The sequence below is a fragment of the Actinosynnema sp. NPDC004786 genome (assembly GCF_053601135.1).
Map to the genome: position 1 here is coordinate 1 of NZ_JBSGBG010000032.1, position 22,355 is coordinate 22,355.

Annotated in this window: 24 protein-coding genes; 9 read left to right on the forward strand and 15 right to left on the reverse strand. The window is 72.7% G+C overall.

From position 1 onward, the window contains the following. Window positions 1-326 precede the first annotated feature (326 nt). Window positions 327-713 carry a cold-shock protein gene (locus ACWEFJ_RS25520; protein ID WP_033432288.1) on the reverse strand — a complete coding sequence of 129 codons (387 nt, stop codon included), beginning with the start codon at window positions 711-713 and terminating at the stop codon, window positions 327-329. A gap of 127 nt (window positions 714-840) precedes the next feature. Between ACWEFJ_RS25520 and ACWEFJ_RS25525 the strand changes: the two genes are divergently transcribed. Beyond that, window positions 841-1,032, forward strand: coding sequence for a hypothetical protein (locus ACWEFJ_RS25525; RefSeq protein ID WP_378083642.1), 192 nt, complete (start codon window positions 841-843; stop codon window positions 1,030-1,032). Here the strand turns inward: ACWEFJ_RS25525 and ACWEFJ_RS25530 are convergent. Then, the gene (locus ACWEFJ_RS25530; protein ID WP_378083644.1) at window positions 1,007-1,642 is read right to left on the reverse strand and encodes an HAD family hydrolase; all 636 of its coding nucleotides are present in this window, start codon (window positions 1,640-1,642) and stop codon (window positions 1,007-1,009) included. The two genes, ACWEFJ_RS25525 and ACWEFJ_RS25530, sit on opposite strands and share 26 nt — an antisense overlap. 36 nt (window positions 1,643-1,678) lie before the next feature. On the opposite strand from ACWEFJ_RS25530, the gene ACWEFJ_RS25535 reads away from it, so the two are divergent. Further along, window positions 1,679-2,275: a TetR family transcriptional regulator gene (locus ACWEFJ_RS25535; RefSeq protein ID WP_449715294.1), complete on the forward strand. Its 597-nt coding sequence runs from the start codon at window positions 1,679-1,681 to the stop codon at window positions 2,273-2,275. Here the strand turns inward: ACWEFJ_RS25535 and ACWEFJ_RS25540 are convergent. Next, complete coding sequence (locus ACWEFJ_RS25540; protein WP_449715295.1) at window positions 2,262-3,236, reverse strand: Gfo/Idh/MocA family protein; 975 nt, start codon at window positions 3,234-3,236, stop codon at window positions 2,262-2,264. The two genes, ACWEFJ_RS25535 and ACWEFJ_RS25540, sit on opposite strands and share 14 nt — an antisense overlap. Window positions 3,237-3,268: 32 nt before the next feature. Here ACWEFJ_RS25540 and ACWEFJ_RS25545 point away from each other — a divergent pair, with 32 nt between their 5' ends. Beyond that, window positions 3,269-3,643, forward strand: a complete 375-nt coding sequence (locus ACWEFJ_RS25545; protein WP_378083650.1) for a YccF domain-containing protein — start codon at window positions 3,269-3,271, stop codon at window positions 3,641-3,643. 10 nt (window positions 3,644-3,653) lie between these two features. On the opposite strand, the gene ACWEFJ_RS25550 is transcribed toward ACWEFJ_RS25545, so the two are convergent. The 3 genes from ACWEFJ_RS25550 to ACWEFJ_RS25560 form a co-directional block, all read right to left on the reverse strand. Continuing rightward, window positions 3,654-4,442: a metallophosphoesterase gene (locus ACWEFJ_RS25550; protein WP_449715296.1), complete on the reverse strand. Its 789-nt coding sequence runs from the start codon at window positions 4,440-4,442 to the stop codon at window positions 3,654-3,656. Between the two features lie 353 nt (window positions 4,443-4,795). Then, window positions 4,796-5,602, reverse strand: coding sequence for an HAD-IIA family hydrolase (locus ACWEFJ_RS25555; protein WP_378083654.1), 807 nt, complete (start codon window positions 5,600-5,602; stop codon window positions 4,796-4,798). An 18-nt stretch (window positions 5,603-5,620) separates the two neighbouring features. After that, on the reverse strand, window positions 5,621-6,085 hold the full coding sequence (locus tag ACWEFJ_RS25560) for a MarR family winged helix-turn-helix transcriptional regulator (protein WP_378083655.1): 465 nt from the start codon (window positions 6,083-6,085) through the stop codon (window positions 5,621-5,623). 116 nt (window positions 6,086-6,201) lie between these two features. On the opposite strand from ACWEFJ_RS25560, the gene moaA reads away from it, so the two are divergent. The 3 genes from moaA (at window position 6,202) to ACWEFJ_RS25575 (ending at window position 8,553) form a co-directional block, all read left to right on the forward strand. Then, a complete protein-coding gene (gene moaA / locus ACWEFJ_RS25565; RefSeq protein WP_378083658.1) occupies window positions 6,202-7,260 on the forward strand; it encodes a GTP 3',8-cyclase MoaA in 1,059 nt (352 codons plus the stop codon). Between the two features lie 2 nt (window positions 7,261-7,262). Next, window positions 7,263-7,517 (forward strand): MoaD/ThiS family protein, encoded by a 255-nt coding sequence (locus tag ACWEFJ_RS25570; protein ID WP_378083660.1) that lies wholly within the window; start codon window positions 7,263-7,265, stop codon window positions 7,515-7,517. A gap of 379 nt (window positions 7,518-7,896) precedes the next feature. After that, window positions 7,897-8,553: a transglycosylase family protein gene (locus tag ACWEFJ_RS25575; protein WP_449715297.1), complete on the forward strand. Its 657-nt coding sequence runs from the start codon at window positions 7,897-7,899 to the stop codon at window positions 8,551-8,553. A gap of 380 nt (window positions 8,554-8,933) precedes the next feature. Here ACWEFJ_RS25575 and ACWEFJ_RS25580 read toward each other — a convergent pair whose 3' ends face one another. The 5 genes from ACWEFJ_RS25580 to ACWEFJ_RS25600 all read right to left on the reverse strand — a co-directional run bounded on the left by ACWEFJ_RS25580 (window position 8,934) and on the right by ACWEFJ_RS25600 (window position 12,050). Beyond that, on the reverse strand, window positions 8,934-9,359 hold the full coding sequence (locus ACWEFJ_RS25580) for a molybdenum cofactor biosynthesis protein MoaE (protein ID WP_378083665.1): 426 nt from the start codon (window positions 9,357-9,359) through the stop codon (window positions 8,934-8,936). After that, window positions 9,356-9,835: a MogA/MoaB family molybdenum cofactor biosynthesis protein gene (locus ACWEFJ_RS25585; protein WP_378083666.1), complete on the reverse strand. Its 480-nt coding sequence runs from the start codon at window positions 9,833-9,835 to the stop codon at window positions 9,356-9,358. The genes ACWEFJ_RS25580 and ACWEFJ_RS25585 overlap by 4 nt, the downstream gene beginning before the upstream one ends. Then, a complete protein-coding gene (gene moaC / locus ACWEFJ_RS25590) occupies window positions 9,832-10,305 on the reverse strand; it encodes a cyclic pyranopterin monophosphate synthase MoaC (RefSeq protein ID WP_449715298.1) in 474 nt (157 codons plus the stop codon). The genes ACWEFJ_RS25585 and moaC overlap by 4 nt, the downstream gene beginning before the upstream one ends. 69 nt (window positions 10,306-10,374) lie before the next feature. After that, entirely contained in the window at window positions 10,375-11,769 is a 1,395-nt protein-coding gene (locus tag ACWEFJ_RS25595; RefSeq protein ID WP_378083670.1) for an NAD-dependent malic enzyme, read from the reverse strand. A 95-nt stretch (window positions 11,770-11,864) separates the two neighbouring features. Beyond that, window positions 11,865-12,050: a hypothetical protein gene (locus ACWEFJ_RS25600; RefSeq protein WP_378083671.1), complete on the reverse strand. Its 186-nt coding sequence runs from the start codon at window positions 12,048-12,050 to the stop codon at window positions 11,865-11,867. 367 nt (window positions 12,051-12,417) lie between these two features. Between ACWEFJ_RS25600 and ACWEFJ_RS25605 the strand changes: the two genes are divergently transcribed. Beyond that, window positions 12,418-12,993 (forward strand): RICIN domain-containing protein, encoded by a 576-nt coding sequence (locus ACWEFJ_RS25605; RefSeq protein WP_449715299.1) that lies wholly within the window; start codon window positions 12,418-12,420, stop codon window positions 12,991-12,993. A gap of 70 nt (window positions 12,994-13,063) precedes the next feature. Beyond that, a complete protein-coding gene (locus tag ACWEFJ_RS25610; RefSeq protein WP_449715300.1) occupies window positions 13,064-15,310 on the forward strand; it encodes a helicase-associated domain-containing protein in 2,247 nt (748 codons plus the stop codon). 473 nt (window positions 15,311-15,783) lie between these two features. Here ACWEFJ_RS25610 and ACWEFJ_RS25615 read toward each other — a convergent pair whose 3' ends face one another. Genes ACWEFJ_RS25615 through ACWEFJ_RS25630 form a run of 4 tightly spaced genes read right to left on the reverse strand, consistent with a single transcriptional unit; the run spans window position 15,784 to window position 20,877 of the window. Further along, window positions 15,784-16,389 (reverse strand): GTP-binding protein, encoded by a 606-nt coding sequence (locus ACWEFJ_RS25615; RefSeq protein WP_106617122.1) that lies wholly within the window; start codon window positions 16,387-16,389, stop codon window positions 15,784-15,786. Continuing rightward, window positions 16,370-17,128: a DUF742 domain-containing protein gene (locus tag ACWEFJ_RS25620; protein ID WP_378083677.1), complete on the reverse strand. Its 759-nt coding sequence runs from the start codon at window positions 17,126-17,128 to the stop codon at window positions 16,370-16,372. The genes ACWEFJ_RS25615 and ACWEFJ_RS25620 overlap by 20 nt, the downstream gene beginning before the upstream one ends. 30 nt (window positions 17,129-17,158) lie before the next feature. Next, window positions 17,159-17,578 (reverse strand): roadblock/LC7 domain-containing protein, encoded by a 420-nt coding sequence (locus ACWEFJ_RS25625; RefSeq protein WP_189221129.1) that lies wholly within the window; start codon window positions 17,576-17,578, stop codon window positions 17,159-17,161. Further along, a complete protein-coding gene (locus ACWEFJ_RS25630; RefSeq protein WP_378083680.1) occupies window positions 17,575-20,877 on the reverse strand; it encodes a sensor histidine kinase in 3,303 nt (1,100 codons plus the stop codon). The genes ACWEFJ_RS25625 and ACWEFJ_RS25630 overlap by 4 nt, the downstream gene beginning before the upstream one ends. 558 nt (window positions 20,878-21,435) lie before the next feature. On the opposite strand from ACWEFJ_RS25630, the gene ACWEFJ_RS25635 reads away from it, so the two are divergent. Next, window positions 21,436-22,302 carry an ABC transporter substrate-binding protein gene (locus ACWEFJ_RS25635; protein WP_449715301.1) on the forward strand — a complete coding sequence of 289 codons (867 nt, stop codon included), beginning with the start codon at window positions 21,436-21,438 and terminating at the stop codon, window positions 22,300-22,302. The last annotated feature ends 53 nt before the right edge of the window (window positions 22,303-22,355 follow it).

The window sequence follows — 22,355 nt, forward strand, 5'->3', positions numbered from 1 at the left end:
GATTTGACATGGGTTCGGGTGCCTTAGGCTGGACGAAGCCGGCAGGCCTGGCGGGACGCTTTACCCCGCCGGGCCTGCCGGCTTTGGCCTGCCCCGGGTACCCGTAAGGGCCCCATGTCACATCGAGCCGGCCCGCACCACCAAGCCACCTGAGCGTCGAACTCACGGTCCTCGAACGTAGGACTCACGCGCCCCGAACGTAGGACTCACGCGCCCTCAACGTAGGACTCACGGGTCCCCAACGTTCGACACACGGGTCCTGAACGTTCGACACACGCGTTCCGGACGTAGGACACGCGTGACGCGAACGTAGGACACGCGCGGGTTTACGGGTCCAGCTCCCGCGCCACCGCCCGCACCACCTCGGCGATCAGCTTCGTGTTCTTGCGGTCCGGGTACCGCCCCCGCCGCAGCTCGGGCTGCACCTTCAGCTCCAACAGCTTGATCATGTCCTCGATCAGGCCGTGCAGCTCCTCCGCGGGCCGCCGCCGGGCCTCCGCCACCGAGGGCGCGGGGTCGATCAGCCGGACCGACAGCGCCTGCGGCCCGCGCCTGCCCTCGGCCATGCCGAACTCGATCCGCTGACCGGCCTTCAAGCCCTCGACACCCGGAGGCAGCGCGGATTTCCGCACGTAGACGTCTTCGCCGCCGTCCTGGGTGACGAAGCCGAAGCCCTTCTCCGAGTCGTACCACTTGACCTTGCCGGTCGGCACCGTTCCCACCATTCCTTCAAGCGATCACACGACGAACGCGCCCCGGGCGTGCCCGAGGCGCGTCCCACCAGATTAGCCAGAACACCGCCGGCGGGGCACCTCCGATCGCGCGACTACCCTTCACCCCATGTCGACCCCGAAGCTGATGCCCCTGGCAGTGGCGTTGTTCGCGCTCGGCGTGGTGGCCATCGTGGCGATGTTCGTCGCGGGCGAACGCGGTCTACCCGCCTGGGTGTTCGCCGCGGGCTGGCTGCTCGCGCCCGCCGGCCTCGCCCTGGGCGTGGTCGGCGTCGTCAGGGGCGCGCGGCCCCGGCGGTGAGCCGGTCGGCGTTCGCCCGCAACCAGTCGGGGAACCCCGTCAGGTCCGGCAGCACCACGTCCGCGCCTTCCGCCGTCAGCTCTTCGGCGTCGCACGGGCCGCTCGTCACGCCCACGGACACCGCGCCGGCCGCCTTCGCGCCGCGCACGTCGCCCACGTGGTCGCCGACGTACACCGCCGCGCCGTGCGCCTTCAACGCCTCCGCCTTGCCCGTCGACCACAGCTCGCCGAACAGGTGATCGACCTCCCAGTCGAACGCGGCCAGGTGCAACGCCGCGTTGGCCCGGTACTTGCCCGTCACCACGATGGTCGTCCCGCCCAGCTCACGCACCACCGCAAGCGCTTGCGCCGCGCCCGGCAGGGCGACCGTGGCCGGGATGACGACCTCCGGGTACAGGGCGCGGAACCGGGCGACGAGGTCCGGGATCTCCGCCTCGGGCACGCCGAAGTCGCGGTAGATCATGTCCAGCGGCGGGCCGAGGTTCGCCGCGAAGCGCGCGCCGTCGAGGGGGTAGCCGCTCTCCGCCCCCACCGCGTCCATCACGGCCGCCATGCCCGGTCGCGGGTCGATCAACGTCATGTCCAGGTCGAATCCCACGGTCAACGGCACGCTACGAACCCTAGGCGCTGTGCCAAGCTTTGCGCCGTGACGGAACTCACCCGGGACCTGCTCGACGCGGCGGCGGAGCTGATCGCGACCCACGGTTCACGGGGCCTGCGCATGGCGGAGGTCGCCGGCCGGGTGGGCGTGAGCCGGCAGACCGTCTACAACGAGTTCGGCAACAAGGAACGGCTGGTGCAGGCCGTGGCGCTGCACAAGACGGCCGAGTTCGTGGACGGCGTCCGCGAGCGCCTGCTGGGCACGCCCGACCCGCTGGACGGGCTGCGGCGCGGCATCGCGTTCGCGTTCGACCTGGCCGCCCGCGACCCGCTGGCCAAGTCGGTCCTCGACGGCGCGAACGCCGAGGACATGCTGCCGCTGCTGACCACCCGCGGCAAACCGGTGCTCAGCCTGGCCACGGCGGTGTTCGCCCAGCACGTCCGCCGGCACTGGCCCGGGCTGCCGGACGCCCGCGTGCACCTGATCGCGGAGACGATCGTGCGGGTGGCGCTGAGCCACCTGCTGACCCCGGGCAACCGCCGGGTCGAGGCGGTGGTGCAGGTGACGGAGGCGTTACTCCACCACTGCACCACCCCCGCGACGCAGCCACCGCCCCCGGCGCGGCCCGTCAGCCGGCCGTGACGTCCTCGTAGGTCAACCCGATCCGCTCCCCCGCCCGCGTCAGCGTCCGCAGGATCGCCAACGACTCGTCGGGCCGCATGGACGGGCTCTCCGTCTCCCCCGCCCGGACCCGGTTCACCACCTCGCGCAGCTGGGGCACGTACCCGGCCCCCTCCTGCTCGTGCCGGTGCTCGACCCCGTTCACCACGATCCGGCTCGGGTTGAACACCGCCTCGGGCACCTCGACCAGCCCCCGCGTGCCGTACACGACCGCACCCGACTTCAACGGGCTGACCAGCGACGACCCCAGCAGCGCGTGCGCGCCGCCCGGGTAGCCCAGCAGCATCCCGATCTCCGCGTCCACGCCGTCGACCAGCCGGCCGTGCGCCTGCACCGTCTCCGGCTCGCCCAGCAGCAGGTGCGCGAACGACACCGGGTAGATGCCGAGGTCGAACAGCGACCCGCCGCCCAGCGCCTTGTTCCACAGCCGGTGCGCCGGGTCGTGCTCCAGGGTGAAGCCGAAGTCCGCCCGCACGGACCGGACCTCGCCGATCTCCCCCGCCGCGATCAGCTCCGTCATCCGCACCACGAGCGGGTTGAAGCGGGTCCAGATCGCCTCCATGAAGAAGAGGCCGCGCTCGCGCGCGAGGTCCACCACCTCTTGCAACTGCGCCAACGTCAGCGTGGCGGGCTTCTCGCACAGCACGTGCTTGCCCGCCGCCAACGCCGCGAGGGCGACCGCGTGGTGCTGGACGTGCGGCGTGGCGACGTAGACGACGTCCACGTCCGGGTCGGCCAGCAGGTCGGCGTAGTCGCCGTACGCGCGCGGGATGCCGTGCTTGGCCGCGAAGGACTCGGCCTTGGGCAGCGCGCGCGACGACACCGCGAGCACCTCGACGTCGGGCAGCAGGCGGAGGTCGCCGGTCACGACGTCGGCGATGCCGCCCGTCGCCACGACACCCCAGCGGAGTTTGTTCGACACGGGACGGGAGCTTAATCGGGCAAGATGGACCCGTGAGGCTCATCCTGAACCTGATCTGGCTGGTCCTGAGCGGCTTCTGGCTGGCCGTCGGGTACGCGGTCGCCGGCGTGATCTGCTGCGTGCTGATCATCACCATCCCGTGGGGGCTGGCGTCGTTCCGCATCGCGAACTACGCGCTGTGGCCGTTCGGGCGCACGGTCGTGGACCGGCCCGACGCGGGTGCGCCGTCGCTGCTGGGCAACATCGTGTGGATCGTCGTCGCGGGCATCTGGCTGGCCATCGGCCACGTGGTCACCGGCGTGCTGCTGTGCGTGACGATCATCGGCATCCCGCTGGGCGTGGCGAACTTCAAGCTGGTGCCGGTCTCGCTGATGCCGCTGGGCAAGGAGATCGTGCCCGCCCCGTGACGCGGGTGACCTAGTCGGGCTCGCCGTCGAGCCGGACGACCAGGCACGGCCCACCGCTGTAGAGGCCCGCGTCCACGGCCAGCACCCGGCCGTCGGCGTACCGCAGCGGGCCGTCGACCTGCTCCGGCGGCACGCCGAGCTGGTCGGCGATGACGCTGTGCCCGTGCACGACCTCCCGGCCGCCGAGCACGTCGAGCAGCTCGTCCGCCACCGCCGCGCCGTCCGGGCCGCGGAACGCGTACCGGGTGGTCATCTTCCGCCAGCACTCCCACCACTGGTCCAGGTCGTCGCCCCGGAGGACCTCCCGGACGGCCTCGTTGACCTCGTCGATCGTGTCGCCCCACTCCAGGTAGGCGAGGGTGTCGGAGTGCATCAGCAGGTGGCCGTCGACCTCCACGAGCACCCGGCGGGTGGTGAGCCACTCGATGTGGGCGTCGGTGAGCCGGTCCTGGTCGCTGCGCAGGCCGCCGTTGAGCAGCCAGCTGCGGGCGAAGCTGCGGGGCGTGGGCGCGCCGGGGACGTTGCGGTCGCCGAACCGGTGCATGCCCAGCAGCAGCACCTCGTGGTTGCCGATGAGGGCGTCGACCCGGCCGTCGCTCTGGTCGGCCAGGCGCATCACGAACTCGATGACCCCGATCCCGTCGGGGCCGCGGTCGACGAAGTCGCCGAGGAACCACAGCTCCGCGTCGCCGCCGCACCAGTCACCGTCGGCATCGACCAGGCCCGCGGCGTGCAGGGCGCGGGTCAGCTCGGCGAGGTGCCCGTGCACGTCGCCGACCACGAAGAGCGGTCTGTCCACACCTGCGACCATAAGCGACGCGGGGACGCCGCGCGCACAAGTCGATCAGCGCCCGGCCGGGACGCTTCGGCCGCTCCTCCCCCGCGGGGGTGAGGAACCGGCGTCCGACCGGGCGGCGGGAGCCCGCCCGCGACCCGGCGACCACGGCCCGGGGCGCTCACCGCCGCGGTCGGCGCGGCCGACCGCACGCTCGCCGACACGGCCAACCGCAGTCGAGCGCACCCCCACCGACGCGGCCGACCGCCGTCGAGCGCACCCCCACCGACGCGGCCGACCGCCGTCGAGCGAAACCGCACCGACGCGGCCGTCACGTCCCGGCCCCGCGGTCACCGCCGCGGTTGGGGATCGCGGGCTCAGGCCGGGTCGCCCTGCTCGTCCGGGAACGGGTTCGCCGAGTGCCCCACCAGGTCCGCGATCGACTTCACCACCCGCGTCGGCCGGTACGGGTACAGCTCCGCGGTCGTCTCCGCCGAGATCCCGGTGAGCACCAGGATCGTGCGCAACCCCGCCTCCAGCCCGGACCGCACGTCGGTGTCCATCCGGTCGCCGATCATCAGCGTCTGCTCCGAGTGCGCGCCCAGCGCCCGCAGCGCCGACCGCATCATCAGCGGGTTCGGCTTGCCCACGTAATAAGGGGCGCGCCCGGTCGCGCGCTCGATCAGCGCCGCGATCGACCCGGTGGCGGGCAGCGACCCCTCGCGCGACGGCCCGGTGGCGTCCGGGTTGGTCGCGATGAACCGCGCGCCCTCCTCCACCAGCCGGATCGCCTTGGTGATCGCGGTGAAGCTGTAGGTGCGCGTCTCGCCCAGCACCACGTAGTCCGGGTCGCGGTCGGTCAGCACGTACCCGATCTCGTGCAGCGCCGTGGTCAGGCCGGCCTCGCCGATCACGAACGCCGACCCGCCCGGCCGCTGCGAGTCCAGGAACTTGGCGGTGGCCAGCGCGGACGTCCAGATCGCCGCCTCCGGCACCTCCAGCCCCGTGCGGGACAGCCGGGCGCGCAGGTCGCGCTGGGTGTAGATCGAGTTGTTCGTGAGCACCATGAACGGGATGTCGTTCGCGGTCAGCTCGGCGACGAACTCGCTCGACCCCGGGATCGGGTGCTCCTCGTGCACGAGCACGCCGTCCATGTCCATCAGGTAGTTCCACTGAGCGGCCATGGCGGACATGCTGCCGGCTCAGGCGTCGACCACGCGCCGGCGGAACGTCTCGATGAGCGCCACGTTGTACCGCTCCAGCACGTCCCGCTCCTCGGGGGTGAAGCGCGCCAGCACCTCGCGCAGCGTCTCCCGCGCCCCGGCGACCAGGCCGGCGAAGTCGCCCTCGTCGGCCGCGGTCACCTCGACCAGCACCTTCCGCCGGTCGTGCGGGTCGCGCACCCGCCGCACGTAGCCCGCCCGCTCCAGCCGGTCGATCACGCCCGTCACGGCCCCGGTGGACAGCCCGGACAGCTCGGCGATCCGACCGGCGGTGATCGGCCCGCCGGAGCGCAGCGCGAGGTCGAGGCACTTCTCGTCGGTCGCCGACAGGCCCATCCGCTCGGCCACCCGGCTGTGGAACAGGACGGTGAGCGCGCTGCTCTCCCGCGCGTAGGCGCTGAACCGCTCCAGCACGTCGGCGGGCACCTCGTGCTCACTGGTCATGGCAGGCAATTTAGCGTTCCGACGACCGGTATCGGCATCCTCGTCCGACTCGCCGCCCGCCGGCATCCCCCGTTCACCCCAGCACCCGCGCGTGTCCGCCGATTACCCTGGTTGGGGTGACAGCTGTCGAGTTGGGGCTACCCGTCGTGCGCGGCAACCCGGACACCTCCGAACGGCCGGGCTCGCCGCTGCTGGTCGACCGGTTCGGCCGGGTCGCGACCGACCTGCGCGTGTCGTTGACCGACCGCTGCAACCTCCGCTGCACCTACTGCATGCCCGCCGAGGGCCTGGCGTGGCTGCCGAAGCCGGAGCTGCTGTCCGACGCCGAGCTGGTCCGGCTGATCGGCATCGCGGTGACCCGCCTCGGCGTGACCGACGTCCGGTTCACCGGCGGCGAGCCGCTGCTGCGGCCCGGCCTCGACGACGTGATCGCGGCGACGACGGCGCTCGACCCGCGACCACGCGTCTCGATGACCACGAACGGGTTGACCTTGGCCCGCCGCGCGACCGGGTTGGCCGCCGCGGGCCTCGACCGGGTGAACGTCTCGCTGGACACCCTCCGCCCGGAGCGGTTCCTCGCGCTCACCCGGCGGGACCGGCTGTCGGACGTGTTCGCGGGCCTGGCCGCCGCCAGGGAGGCCGGGTTGGCACCGGTCAAGGTGAACACCGTGCTGATGCGCGGAGTGAACGACGACGAGGCCGTGCCGCTGCTGCGGTATTGCCTGGACCAGGGCTACGAGCTGCGGTTCATCGAGCAGATGCCGCTGGACCCGCAGCACGGCTGGGACCGCGCCGACATGGTCACCGCCGAGGAGGTCCTGGCCGCCCTGCGCACCGGGTTCGCCCTGACGCCCGAGCCCGGCGAGCGGGGCGCCGCGCCGGCCGAGCGGTGGCTCGTGGACGGCGGCCCGGCCGTGGTGGGCGTCATCGCGTCGGTGACGCGGCCGTTCTGCGCGGCCTGCGACCGGACCCGGCTCACCGCGGACGGCCAGGTGCGGAACTGCCTGTTCAGCCGGTCGGAGACGGACCTGAGGGCGTTGCTGCGCGGCGGCGCGTCGGACGAGGAGATCGCGGACGCCTGGCGCGGCAACGCGTGGGCCAAGGCCGCGGGGCACGGCATCGACTCGGCCGGGTTCAGCCAGCCCGACCGACCCATGAGCGCGATCGGGGGCTGAGGGTGCGGCTGACGGTGCGGTACTTCGCGGGCGCGCGGGCGGCCGTGGGCGTCCCGGACGAGAGCTTCGACCTGCCCGCGGGCGCGACTACCGTGGGTGCGGCGATCGACGCGGTGCGTGCCCGGCACGGCGAGCGGGTGGCCCGCGTGCTGCCCGCGTGCAGCTTCCTGCTGGACGGTGTGGCGGTCCGCGACCACGACACGCCAGTGTGGTCCGGAGCACAACTGGACGTGTTGCCACCCTTCGCCGGGGGCTGATTCATCGCCACTCTTGCGGATTAACACGTGAGCTAGACCTCACTCCGCGTGATTGATCTCGGTGAATCTCGGAACGGAAACGGACCGATAACGGTGCTCTGAGCAGGCTAAACGGGGCAGTCGAGTAGTCACCCGCCCGCGTTACAGTGACGTGCGTCACGTGCTCGATCATTTGGCGCGAGGCTCCCGGTTACGTACCGTCGCTCTTCGGTTGGCCCCGACCGACCAAGAGCAAGACCGGGACGCCTCGCACCGAACCTGTCCACCGGCGCCCCGGAACACCCCCCGAGCGAAAGACAACCGCTGGACAGGACAAGCCGAACGGCGCACCGGGCCCGAACCCGAGCCGATCGAGCAGGTGCGGGCGGCAGAGAGGGAAATGGCTTCTTACCGAGGCAAGCACCGTCCGACCACCGGTTCCCCCGCCCGGAGCATCGCGAAGGTCGCCGTCGCCGGCGTCATCGTGGGCGCTCCGCTGGCCATGGCCGCCGGCACCGCCGGCGCGCAGGGCAGCGGCGTGAACTGGGACGCGGTCGCCGCGTGTGAGAGTGGCGGCAACTGGAGCATCAACACCGGCAACGGCTACTACGGCGGTCTGCAGTTCCTGCCGTCCACGTGGCAGGCCAACGGCGGCTCCGGCATGCCCCACCAGGCTTCCCGCGAGGAGCAGATCCGCGTCGCGGAGAACGTCCTGCAGTCGCAGGGCATCGGCGCGTGGCCCGTGTGCGGGCCGAAGGGCCTCGGCGGCGCCCCCGCGCCCGCCCGGACCGCCCCGGCCCCGGCGCAGCCGCGCCAGGCCGCCCCGGCCCCGGTCCAGCAGGCCGCGCCGGTCCAGGAAGCGCCCGCCCCGGTGACCGTGGCGCTGCCGTCGTCCAACCCGAACGGCGACTACGAGATCAAGGCGGGCGACAGCCTGTCGAAGATCGCGGACGAGCTGAAGGTCGAGGGCGGCTGGGCCAAGCTGCACGAGCTGAACAAGGAGTTCATCCCGAACCCCGACCTGATCCTGCCGGGTCACAAGATCGCGACCAAGTGACTCGTGGCCGGCGCGAGCCGGTGCACGGCGGCGGAAAGGCCCTCGGACCACCCCCCTCGGTGGTCCGGGGGCCTGATCCCGTTCCCGGGCCCGGCCGCCGGCCGAGGACGTGACCGCTCGGCGGGACCGGCCTCGAACCGCGAACCCACGCGGGCGGCACACCGCCCGCCCCTCGGCTCCCGCCATCGGGAGCGGCCCGTCGGCCCGAACCCGCTCCCGCGGAGCGGCCCGTCGGCCCGAACTCGCTCCCGGGGACCGGCCCATCGGTCCGAACCCCTCCCCGGGGACCGGTCCGTCGCCCCGAACCCCTGCCGGAGACCGGTCCGTCGTCCCGGACCCCTGCCGGGGACCGGTCGGTCGGCCCGAACCCGCGGCCGGGTTCAGGGCATGTTGACCCACTCGTCGGTGCCGTCGGTGAAGACCTGCCGCTTCCACACCGGCAGCCGGCGCTTCACCTCGTCGACGAGTTCCGAGCACACCGCGAACGCCTCGCCCCGGTGATCGGCCGACACGGCGCACGCCAGCGCCACGTCCCCGATCGCGAGCGCGCCCACCCGGTGCGACACGGCGACGGCCCGCACGCCGGCGAACCGGCCCACCACGTCCGCCACCACCTCGGCCACCACCGCGCCGGCCGTCGGGTGCCCGACGTACTCCAGCTCGCGCACCGAACGCCCGTGGTCGTGGTCGCGCACCACGCCGGCGAACGTCACCACCGCGCCCGCCGCCGCGTGCTCCACCAGCTTGGCGTGCTCGTCCACCGACAGCGGCTGCTCGCTGACGGTCGCGCGCAGGACCTCGGTCATGCGTGGTCACCTCCGGCCACCTGGTCGACGGCGTGCTCGAGCAGGGTCCCGAGCACCTCCAGCCCGTCGCGCACCCCGCCGGTCGAGCCGGGCAGGTTCACCACGAGCGTGCGGCCCGCGACACCCGCCACCCCCCGCGACAGCACGGACGTGGGCACGCGTGGCCAGCCTGACATGCGGATGGCGTCGGCCACACCCGGCACCTCGAAGTCCAGCACGGACCGGGTCGCCTCCGGGGTGCGGTCGGTGGGGCTGATGCCCGTGCCGCCCGTCGTGACGACCACCGCGACCCCGTCCGCCACGGCCGCGCGCAACGCCTCGGCCACCGGCTCGCCGTCGGGCACCACGACCGGGTCGGGCACGTCGTAGGACCGCTCGCGCAGCCACGCCGCGATGATCGGCCCGCCGCGGTCGGCGTACACCCCGGCCGCGGCGCGGTTCGACGCCGTGATCACCCGTGCGGTCCTGGCGGTCACGGGCGCTCCCACCGGCCGCTCTTGCCGCCTTCCTTGCGCTCCACCCGCACCGCGTCCAGCGTCGCCGCCGGGTCGACCGCCTTCACCATGTCGTGCAGCGTCAGGCCGGCCACGGACACCGCCGTCAGCGCCTCCATCTCGACGCCGGTGCGGTCGGTGGTGCGGACGGTCGCGGTGATGCGCACCTCGCCCTCGCCCAGCGCCAGGTCCACCTTCACCCCGGACAGCGCGATCGGGTGGCACAGCGGCACCAGCTCCCACGTCCGCTTGGCCGCCATGATCCCGGCGATGCGGGCCGTGGCGAGCGCGTCGCCCTTGGGCAGCCCGTCGCTGCCCAGCAGCGCCACGACCTCGTCGGTCGTGCGCAGCACGCCGGACGCCACCGCCGTGCGCGTGGTCGGCTCCTTCTCGGACACGTCGACCATGCGCGCCGCGCCGGCGGCGTCCAGGTGGGTGAACTCGTTGCCCATGCCGTGATTATCGCCGCCGCGCGGGAACGGCGGCGGCCAGGCGGCGACTACGCGGCGACCACGCGGTGACTAGGCGGTGGCGGACTCCGTGGCGGCCTTCCGCACGGCTTCCGCGACCGCGGGCGCGACGGAGGCGTCGAAGACGCTCGGCACGATGAACGACGCGTTGAGCCGCTCGCCGTCGACCACGTCCGCGATCGCGTTGGCGGCGGCGATCAGCATCGAGTCGGTGATCGTGCGGGCGTGCGCGTCGAGCAGGCCCCGGAACACGCCGGGGAACGCCAGCACGTTGTTGATCTGGTTGGGGAAGTCGCTGCGCCCGGTGGCCACGACGGCGGCGTGCTTCTGCGCCTCCATCGGGTCGATCTCCGGGTCCGGGTTGGCCAGGGCGAACACGATCGCGTCGGAGTTCATCGTGGCGACCTGCTCCGCGCCGAACAGGTTCGGCGCGGACACGCCGATGAACACGTCCGCCCCGACCAGCGCGTCGTGCAGCCGACCGCTGACGTTGTCCTTGTTGGTCGCCGCCGCGATGGACTTCAGGTTGTCGTCCAGGCCCGGCCGGTCGCGGTGCACGATGCCGTCCACGTCGACCGCGACCACGTCGCCGGGCTGCTGCTTGAGCAGCAGCCGGATGATCGCGCTGCCCGCCGCGCCCACGCCGCACACCACGACCTTGCAGTCGGAGATCTTCTTGTTGACCACGCGCAGCGCGTTGCGCAGCGCGCCGACGACCACGATCGCGGTGCCGTGCTGGTCGTCGTGGAAGACCGGGATGTCCAGCTTCTCCCGCAGCCGCGCCTCGATCTCGAAGCAGCGGGGCGCGGCGATGTCCTCCAGGTTGATGCCGCCGTAGACGGGGGCGATCAGCTCGACCGCGCGGATGATCTCCTCGGTGTCCTGGGTGTCCAGGCACACCGGCCAGGCGTCCACGCCGGCGAACTTCTTGAACAGCGCGGCCTTGCCCTCCATCACCGGCAGCGCGGCGGCGGGGCCGATGTTGCCCAGGCCGAGCACGGCGGAGCCGTCGGTGACCACGGCGACCGTGTTGCGCTTGATGGTGAGGCGGCGCGCGTCGTCCGGGTTCTCCGCGATGGCGGTGCAGACCCGGGCGACGCCGGGGGTGTAGGCGCGGGAGAGGTCGTCGCGGTTGCGCAGCGGCACCTTGGACGAGATCTCGATCTTGCCGCCGAGGTGGACCAGGAACGTCCGGTCGGACACCTTGCGCACCACGATCCCGGGCAGCAGGCCCAGGGTGTCGGTGATGTCCTTGGCGTGGTTCGCCGACAGCGCGTTGCACGTGAGGTCGATGATCACCCGGTCGGTGTGCGACTCGACCACGTCGAACGCGGTGATCACCCCGCCGGCCCGGCCGACGGCCGACGTCAGGTCGCCGGCGGCCGACGCCGACGGCGGGGCCTCCAACCGGACGGTGATCGAGTACCCAGGGCCGGGGACCGGCATCGAACCTCCCAGAACGGCACAGCTCAAGAGGCGTCGAGCGTAGTCCGCGCGAAAATACGGAACGCGCGCGGCTCGGCAGCCGCGCGCGTCCGCGCCTAGCGGTTGATCTCGGTCACAGGGTGGCGGTAGCCCAGCTCTTCGGCGGGCAGCGGGAAGGTGACCTTGCCGAACGGGGACAGCGCGCCCTGCACGTCGCTGGCCAGCTCGGAGACCGCGTACTTGCCGTCGGCCGGCGGCTCCGGCCAGTGCGGGTCGATGCGCTCGGGGCGGGCCTTGGCCACGGTTCCTCCTCGGTGGTGCCTTCGTCGGGACCAGTGTGCCTCATCCGCGCAGGTGGCGGTCCGGGTGCCCGGTGCGACGAGAGCCGCGCCACGATCCGGTTCCCGCACCGCCCCCGCGACGCGCGGGCCGCCGGTCGCGCCAACCCGGTCCCGCATTTTCGCGGTCCGGTCGGGCGAATTCCGCTTTCGGCGCGCGGCAGTGCGCCGTAAGGCGCAGCAATCACCACCGATCGGCATCGCCGCCGGCCGCGAAAGGATTCTTGCCGCTGCCCGATCACCGCAGGTACGCTGCGAGAAGCCGCGAAATATGCCCGCCGCTGTCGCACCCCGCCGCCGACATCACCCGGCGAAACGGAAGGGCACCATCGTGAAATACCGCTTGATCGCCATTCGCGTGGCGACCTCGTGCGCGGCGCTGTGCGCCTTCGCGCTCCTCGCGGTCGGCACCGCCTCCACCACACCACCCGCCACCGCGTCCGCCGCCGACGCCCTCGTCTCCGGCACCCTCCTGCCCACCACACCTCTCCCCACGTCCACGACCTCCCCGGCGCCGGACAAGGCACACCTGTTCAACCCCAACTCGGGGCTGTGCCTCAACGTGGCCAACGGCAGCATCGACCCCGGCGCCAGGACCGAGATTTACAACTGCCTCGACAATCCGGTCGAGGACTGGGTGTTGAACGACCAGGGGCAGCTCTACAACCCGAATTCCGGTTTGTGCCTCAACACGGTGAACTACGACGTCAAGCCGAGCACCCGCACCGAGATCTGGGCGTGCAACGCGAAGGTCGCGCTCTGGTCGTTCAACGGGAAGAACCTGGTGCACAAGCAGTCCGGCCTGTGCCTCAACACGGTGAACTACGACATCAAGCCGGGCACCCCCACCGAGATCTACTTCTGCAACGGCAACCCCGCCGAGTCCTGGAGCTGGTGGCGGTTGTGAGGCGCGGCCGGGGGTCGGCGCGCGGCAGGCCGCCGACGACCCCCGGCGGCGAGCGGATACCGTGGTGAGGATGGCCGGCACGACCCTCGCCGAGTGGCTGCGGGCGCAGGACGACACCGCGCTCGTGGCGCTGCTGCGCGCCCGGCCGGACCTGGCCACCCCGCCGCCCGCCGACACGACCGTGCTGGCCACCCGCATCGGGTCGCGCGCGTCCGTGGCGCGGGCCTGCGAGGACCTCGACACGCTGACGTTGACGGTGCTGGAAGCGCTGCTCGTGCTGGACGCCGACCTCGCGCCGGTGCCCCGGTCCGCGGTGCAGGAGCTGTTCGGCCCGACCGACATCGGCCCGGCGCTCGACGCGCTGCGCCTGCGCGCGCTGCTGTGGGGCGGCGACCACGCGCTGTCCACCCCGCCCGCGACCCGCGACGCGGTCAACCCGTTCCCCTGCGGGCTGGGCCGCTCGGTGCCGCGCCTGGCCGACGCCGATTTGTCCGAAGTGGACCCCGACGAGCACCGCGTGCTCCAGACCCTCGCCGCGGGGCCGCCGATCGGGCAGACCAAGGACGCCGCGCACGTCGTCTCGCTCGCCAACGCCCGGACGCCCATCCAGAAGCTCCTCGCCCGCGGCCTGCTCGTCCGGCGCGACAACCAGACCGTCGAGCTGCCGCGGGAGATCGGGCTGAAGGTCCGGGGCGACCGGCCGCTGGGCGCGATCCGGACCACCGAGCCGCCGCTGACGACGTTCCGCCGCGACGTCGCCGACGTCGACCACACCGGCGGCGGCGAGGCGTTGGAGCTGTCGCGGCACGTCGAGGCGCTGCTGCGGAGCTGGTCGGAGGAGCCGCCCGCGGTGCTGCGGTCCGGCGGGGTCGGCGTGCGGGAGCTGCGCCGGCTCGCCAAGGACCTCGACGTGGACGAGCGCCGGGCCGCGCTGCTGGTCGAGCTGGTCGTCAACGCGGGCCTGGTCGCCGACACCGAGGGCCTCGAACCGGAGTGGGTGCCGACCACGCAGACCGACGCGTGGCTGGTCGCCGCGCCCGAGCACCGCTGGGCGACGCTCGCCCAGGCGTGGCTCGACCTGCCCCGGCTGCCCGGCCTGATCGGGCAGCGCGACGACCGCGACCGCCTGCTCAACCCGCTCGCGCCGGAGCTGAACCGGCCGGGCGCGCCCCGGGACCGCCGGCGCATCCTCGAAGCCCTGGCCGCGTTGGCCCCGGGCACCGCCGTGACCGACCCGGACGAGCTGGCCGCCGTGCTGGCGTGGCGTGCGCCGAGGCGGGGCGGGCGGCTGCGCGACGAGCTGGTGCGCTGGACCGTGGAGGAGGGCACGCGGGTCGGCGTCCTGGCGCACAACGCGATCACGTCGCAGGGCCGCGCGCTGCTCACCGAGGGGCCGGGCCCGGCGGCGAAGCGGCTGGCCGACGCGCTGCCCGCGCCCGTGGACCACGTGCTGGTGCAGGCGGACCTGACCGTCGTCGCGCCCGGCCGGCTGGACCCGGAGCTGGCCGACGAGATCGCGCTGGTGGCCGACGTCGAGTCGGCGGGCAGCGCCACGGTGTACCGGGTGCGGGAGAGTTCCGTGCGGCGGGCGTTCGACGCGGGCCGCAGCGCGGGCGACCTGCACGAGCTGTTCCGGTCGCGGTCGCGCACCCCCGTGCCGCAGTCGCTGACCTACCTGATCGACGACACGGCCCGCAAGCACGGTCGGCTGCGCGGTGGCGCGGCCGGGTCGTTCCTGCGGTGCGACGACCCCGTGCTGATCGCCGAGGTGCTGGCGCACGCGGCGGCGGAGCAGCTGGCGCTGCGCCGGATCGCGCCGACGGTGCTGGTGAGCCCGTTGCCGTTGGCGGAGGTGCTGGACGGGTTGCGGGCGGCCGGTTTCGCCCCCGCCGCCGAGGGGCCGGACGGCCACGTGCTGGACCTGCGGGCCGGCGGGCGGCGGACCGCGGCCAAGGGCCGGCGCCGGACGGCGCAGCCGGGCGCGGCGTCGGACGAGCAACTGGCCGAGCTGGTGCGGCTGGTGCGGGCGGGCGACCGCGCGGCGACGACCTCGGGCGGCGCGCGGGTGTCCGTGCCGGGGCACCTGGGCGCGGGGCCGTCGGCGACGCTGGCGTTGTTGCAGCGGGCCGCCCGGGAGGGGCGCAGCGTGCTGGTCGACTTCGTGGACGGGCACGGCACCGCGGCCCGACGCGTGATCACGCCGCAGGCCGTGGGCGGCGGCGTGCTGGAGGGCGTGGACGTGAGCTACGGCGAGGTGCGCCGGTTCCCCCTGCACCGCATCACGTCGGCCGCCCTGGTCGAGGACGACGGAGCGTAACCACCCGTCGGGGACTGTTGATCACCTGATCGGCGACCCGGGGAGGTCCTAGCGTCGAGTCACGGCCCTCCGCCGACAGCGGAGCGCCGGGGCACCACACGCGCGCGTCGAACGGCCGGGTGAACCCCGCCCGCTCGGGCACGTCGAAAGGGCGGCCTCCTACGAGGAGACCGCCCTTCGACGCGGGAGCGGCCGGACACGACGCCGGATCGAGGGAGCACCGACGGATGGCACGTCCGTGGCGGGACGTCAAGGCGGACAAGGCGCGGCGCGACGAGGCGGCGGGCCGGGACGTGGAGCGGTGCCGGGCGGAAGCGCGCGCCCGGACGCGGGAGCACGTCCTCGACTTCCACCGGGCGCGCCCGACCCGGCCACCGCCGGCCGGGCACGGCGGAGGGCGGCCTCCGCCGGGGAGACCGCCCTCCGTCACGACCGCCGTCGGACCGGTGCGCGCCGGTCGACCGGGAGCCCCGTCAGCCCGCGCGGACCGACATCCACTGGCGCATGGCGTGCTCCACCAGCGTGATCAGCGTCTGCTTGGTCGACTGCCGGTTGCGCGCGTCGCACGTCACGATCGGCACGGACTGGTCGATCGTCAGCGCCTCGCGCACGTCCTCGATGCGGTGGTGCAGCAGGCCGTCGAAGCAGTTGACCCCGACCACGTACGGCAGTTGCCGGTCGTCGAAGAAGTCGATCGAGGCGAACGCGTCGGCCAGCCGCCGGGTGTCCACGAGCACGATCGCGCCGATGGCGCCGCGCACCAGGTCGTCCCACATGAACCAGAACCGGTGCTGGCCCGGTGTGCCGAAGAGGTACAGGATCAGGTCCTGGTCCAGCGACACCCGGCCGAAGTCCATGGCCACCGTCGTGGTGACCTTGTTCGGCGTGGCCGAGAGGTCGTCGACCCCGGCGCTGGCCTCGGTCATCACCGCTTCGGTGGTCAGCGGAACGATCTCCGACACGGAACCGACGAACGTAGTCTTGCCCACGCCGAAGCCACCGGCCACCACGATCTTCGCGGAGGTCGTCGGCTTCTTGGCGCCTTCGGCCGCGTTGGGGCTAGAGCCTGCGAAGCCCACTGAGCACCCTCTCAAGGAATTCAATGGACGGCCGGTCCCCCACGACCAGGCCGCCCTGGTGAATCAAAACCAAACCCATGCTCGCCATGTCGCCGATCAACACCCGCACCACGCCGAGCGGGAGCCGGAGGTGGGCGGCGACCTCGGCCACCGACCTGGTGTCGGTGCACAACCCGCAGATCGACCGGTGCTCGGGGAGCACCGCCGCGTCGCGTTCGAGCCCGCGTTCGCTGGTCGACACCAGCGCTTCGATCGCGAGGTCGTAGTCGGGCCGGGTGCGGCCACCGGTCCGGGTGTACGGGCGTACCAGCGACCCGGACTCGGCCGCCGGGTTCTCCTCGCGCCGCACGACCGGCTGGGGACCGGTCGTGTAGGGCACTTGTTCCGGCACGCTGTCGGGCAGGCCGTGGGCACCGAAGAGATCGGCGCCCGGACCTCCGAACAGGCCGCTGCCGTACCCGTCGATGTCGAACCGGTTGGGAACGTCGTCGTAGTCGTACGACGAGTCGTCAACCTCACGCTGAGACATATCGCCTTGCCCCTGCCCTGTGCCTTCGACCCGTGTGCCCGGCGCCTGTTCCGCACGGCGGCGCGGCCACGAGTTGGGTGCGTCCTCGGCTTCCTCGTCCTGTGCGGGGTCGGCATCCGGCTCAGCGAATTGGAAGCCCCCGACCGCCCACTCCTGGTAGTTGAAGTTCCTACCGAAGCGGCGACCGCCGGCGCCAGATCGTTCAGCCATTTACCTTCACCCCCACGATCTCATGAGGATCTACCGCCGAACCACGCCCTGGAGCTGCGCGCGCAGCTCCGGGGTGAGCTGCTGGCCCACGCGCTCGACCAGGAGCGTCATCTCGTACGCCACGAGGCCGATGTCGCAGTTCGGCGCCGCGAGCACGGCGAGGCACGAACCGTCGCTGATCGACATCAGGAACAGGTAGCCCCGTTCCATCTCGACCACGGTCTGGTTGACCGCGCCCGCCTCGAAGCACCTGGCCGCGCCCGCCGTGAGGCTGACGAGACCGGATGCCACGGCGGAGAGCTGCTCGGCGCGGTCGCGGGGCAGGCCCTGCGAGCCGGCGAGCAGTAGCCCGTCCGCCGACACGACCACGGAATGTGCCACACCGGGAACCCGGCGCACGAAGTCGGTGATAAGCCAACCAAAGCTGCCTGGCTGAGCTGCGGTCGTCACTCCTGCTCCTCGTCTTGCCGGCTCGACATGTCACCAGCGTAAGCGTCGATCAAAGCGTGCCGCCCACGACGGACGCCCTGCTGAAGACTCGACATGCGTCCACGGATCGCGTCAGCGGACCGTGGGGGCAGCGGGGGCCGCTGCGGTTGCCGCTCCGCCGCCGAGGTCGGCGACGGCGCGGCGGATCCCGGCACAAGCTGAGCCTTGGGCACCCGCTTGGGCAACCCCGCTTGTGTCGTGGTCTCGGGTGCCTTGTTCAGCAACGCCTGCGCGGCCTGCCACCCCTCGTCGGCGGGCGACTGCCACACCGACGCGGCGGGTGCGGCCGGCTCGGGTTCGGCGACCGGTTCGGGCTCGGTCACGCGGGTCACCTCCGCGGCGCGCTTGGGCAGGTTGGCGGGCGAACCGGGCTGCCGCTTGGGCAGCCCGCCCTCGGTCAGACTAGTGCCCTCGGTCCGGTCGGACTCCGACTCGCCCCGCTGGGGCAGGCCGTTGCTACGACCGGCGGCCGGCAGGCCCCGCTGCGGCAGCGCGTCCTCGGACGTGGTGGGCGCGACCGGCGGCACGGCCCGCGGCGTGCGGGTCGGCAGACCGGACTCGGCGACGGGCGCGGACCGCTCGGGCTCGGGCGCCGGCGGCACCGCCTGCGCGGCCGCCGCGGACGTCTCGCTGCCCACGGCCTGGAACCACTGGGAGAGCACCGCCTCGTAGATCGGCAGCCGCTCGGTCGGGGCGTCGAGGTCGGCCTCGGCCGGGCGGGCGGCGGCCCGCGGCGCGGAGCCGTTGCGGTGCGGTTCCGGCTCGGGCTCCGGCCGGTGCTCCGGCTCCGGCTCGGCCAGGAATCCGCTGTCCACGGGCGCGAACTGCGTCGTCTGGAAGCCGTGCTCGTAGTCGGAGTCCTGCTCGTCGCGGTCCTCGTAGGCGGTGAAGAGCGTCGGCTCGCCGAACGAGCCCTCCGGCTCGCGGTCCGGGTCGCGCTCCTGGCCCAGCCACGGCTGCGACACCTCGGCCGGGGTCTCCGCGGGGACCGCGGGCAGCGGCGTGGCGTCGCCGAAACCGGGCACGCGGGCCGGGTCCTGCTCGCCCTCGCCCTGCACGAAGCTCACCGGGAACGCGGGCTCGCCGTCGATGCGGGACAGGCTCGGGAAGCTCGTGTCCTCGTCCAGGCGGGACATCGTGCCGGTGCCGAACGCGCCGGCGATGCCGGACGCGCGCTGCGCGGTCGACCCGAAGCCCGAGTCGCCGAAGCCGGGGTCGCTGCCGAACGCGGAGTCGCCCGCGAACGCGGACGCCTGCTCGGCGCCCGTCGTGCCGGACGACGAGACCAGCGTGTCGGGCACCAGCACGAGCGCGGTGGTGCCGCCCTCGATGTCCTCGTTGGACCGCAGCCGCACCTTGATGTCGTGCCGCTTGGCCAGTCGCGCGACCACGTACAGGCCCATGCGGCGGGACACGGCGACGTCCACGTCGGGCGGGTCGGCGAGCCGCCGGTTGGCGTCGGCCAGCTCCTGCTCGCCCATGCCGACGCCGCGGTCCTGGATCTCGATCGCCAGCTCGCCCTTGCGGGTGCGGGCGGTGCGCACGGTGACCTTGGTCACCGGGTCGGAGAACGCGGTCGCGTTGTCCAGCAGCTCCGCGATCAGGTGCACGAGGTCGTTGACCGCGCGGCCCTGGACGGTCAGCTCCGGGGTCTGGCCGACCTGCACCCGGGCGTACTGCTCCACCTCGGACACCGCGGCGCCGAGCACCTCGGCCGCCGGGACCGGGCGGGTGAGCCGGCGGGACAGGTCCGTGCCGGAGAGGACCAGCAGGTTCTCGCTGTTGCGCCGCATGCGGGTGGCGAGGTGGTCCAGCTCGAACAGGCTGGCGAGCTGGTCGGGGTCCTGCTCGTCCTGCTCCAGCCGGTCGATCAGATTGAGCTGGCGCTCGACCAGGGCCTGCGAGCGGCGGGACAGGTTGACGAACATCGAGTTGACGTTGTCGCGCAGCAGGGCCTGCTCGGCGGCCAGCCGCACCGCCTCGCCGTGCACCGCGTCGAACGCCCGCGCCACCTGGCCGACCTCTTCGCGGGTGGTGATCGGCACCGGGTCGATGGCCGTCTTCGCCGCTTCCTGCGGGTTCGGGTCGGCGAGGATCCGGCCGACCGCCTCGGGCAGGCCGTGGTCGGCGACCTCCAGCGCGGTGCGGCGCAGCGTGCGCAGCGGGTTGAGGATCGAGCGGGCCACGAACAGCGCCATGACGATGGCCAGCAGCAGCGCGCCCAGCACGATGCCGGAGTCGCGGAACGCCGCGCCGCGGGCCTCGCCGGTCAGCTCGTCGGTGCGGTTCTGCAGCTGCTCCAGCAGCAGGTTCTCCACGTCCCGGGTGAGGTTCACGGTCAGCGTGGAGGCGATGTCCCACTTCTCCGGGCGCAGCGACGTCATGGGCGCGCCGGCCGCGGCCAGGTTGAGCGCCGTCTCCTGCATGTCGTTCGCGGTGTCGACGATGAGGCCGGTGACCATGTCGTCGTAGATCTTGGCCTGGTCGGGGGTCGCGGACTTGCGGAAGTCGTTGCGGGCGGCGTCCAGCTCGGCGTTGGCGGCGAGGAGCTGCCGTTCCTGGCCGGGGCCGAACCCGCCGCGCTGGAAGACGTCGAGCATGATGCCGCGCTTGCGCGACTCCTGCTCCTTGATGCGCGCGATCGCGTTGGTGGCCAGGTGCAGCCGCACCAGCTCGGGCTGGTTGATGCCCGCGATGGCCTGCTCGCCGAGGTCGAGGAGGCTCTCGACGGACTCGGAGTAGGTGCGCAGGACCGCGTCGGACGGGTACTTCGTCTCGCGGACCGCGTTGCGCAGGCTGTTGAGCCGGTCGAGCTGGCTGGACGCCCGGCGGAACCGGGTGACCACGTCGTCGTCGAGGTCGGCGCTGAGGTCGGCGATCTTGCCGTTGAGCGCCTGCACGGTGTCCTCGACGCGCCGGAGCTGGCGGTCGAGCACCACGCGGTCGAGCTGGCGGCCGGACGCGACGTGGCTCGCGCTCAGGTCCCGTTCGCGCTGGAGCTGCTGCACCAGGTCGGCGACCGCCGACTCGAGCTGGATCTGGTTCGCCAGGCGGTTCAGCTCGCTCGCGGCGGCGAGGTCGGAGTTGACCCGCAGGCCGCCGAGGGCGATCGCGGCGACGGTGGGGATCAGCAGGACGGCGGTGAGCTTGGTGGGCAGCCGCCAGTTGCGCAGCCGCCAGGCGGCCGTGCGGGTCTTGTTCTGCCGCGCGGCCGCGGTCGACCCTGCCGGAGGGGTCCGGGTACCCGTTGACTCGGTCACAGTTCCATCACTCAGCGCAGCCAGTCCGTCACCCGTTCCGGGCCTTTCGGAGCGCGGTGGAATCCCCACGCCTGTCTGGCTGGGACCTCTCTCTCGACGGGCCACCCTGGGCTTCCTCTTCCGGCAGCAGTGTTCCCCGGCCTCTCCCCCACGGACCGAAGCATGGACTCGAAATCGGGCCGAATTGCAGCACAGGAGCCGTGGTGCCGGCTAGTCACCCCACCCTCCGCCGCCGGGGCACGACAGTCAGCGACGACCTGTGCCACCAGGCGGGGAGCGTAGTGCCCGCCCCCGGTCCCGGGGAAGACTCCGGAAGCACTCACCGTATCGGAGCAGGACTGTCGTTTCATACCTCTGGGTGGTTACCATCCCGGCATCGACAAGTGCGTCGAAATATTCGTTGATCAAAAAGACCCCGCTCTCGAGGTCATCCCGGCGAGAGGTGCCATGCCTACCCCAGCGCGTGTTCTGCGACGTGCGGCAGCGTTGTTCGCCTGTGCCGCGACCTTGACGGCGTGCGGACTGCTGCCCGGCACCGACGGGAACAGCCGCCCCGACGTGGAACGCACCACGCTGCGCATTGGCGTGCTCCCGGTGGTGGACGTGGCGCCGCTGCGCCTCGCCTTCAACAACAAGGTGTTCGAGAAGGCGGGCCTGCAGGTGCAGCTCGTGCCGCTGAACAGCGAGGAAGAGGGCGTCAAGCAGCTCGGCACCACGCTCGACCTGACCTGGGCGACGCACGTCACGCTGTTCCGCGCCTACGCCGAGGGCACCCAGCTCCAGCTCCAGGGCGAGGCGTACCAGGCGGGCGCGAACACGATGGCGCTGGTCACGCTCGACGAGAACTACGACAGCCCCGGCAAGCTGGCCAGCCCGCGGATCGCGGTGCCCTCGACCGGCGACGTCGGCGCGCTGACCACGAAGGCCGTGCTCAAGACGGCCGGGGTGGAGAAGCAGCGGATCAGGCCGGTCGAGATGCCGTTCGAGCAGATGGTCACGGCCATGGAGGCCAAGCAGGTCGACGCGGCGTGGATGACCGAGCCGTACATCACGCAGGCGCAGAGCGGCTCCGGCGCGCGCATCCTCACCGACACCGCGGTCGGCCCGACCAAGGACTTCCCCATGTCCGGGTACGCGTCGAGCAAGAAGTTCGCCGACGACAACCCGCGCACGCTGGCGCTGTTCCGGCAGGTCCTGCGGGACGCGCAGGAGGCGGCGTCCAACGACAAGCTGTCCGTGCAGAACGCGCTGACCGGCTACATGGACGTGGACCAGCGGACCGCGGCGCTGGTGTCGGTGGGCACGTTCCCGCTGTCGCTCAACCCGATCCGGCTCCAGCGCGTCGCGGACATGATGGACACCGAAGAGGTGTTGCCGGAGCGGTTGGACGTGGGCGGGTTGTTGCCGCCCGGAACCACCAACTGACGCACCGTCATCGCGTTAGGGGGCCTTCCCATTGCGGAAGGCCCCCTATTTTC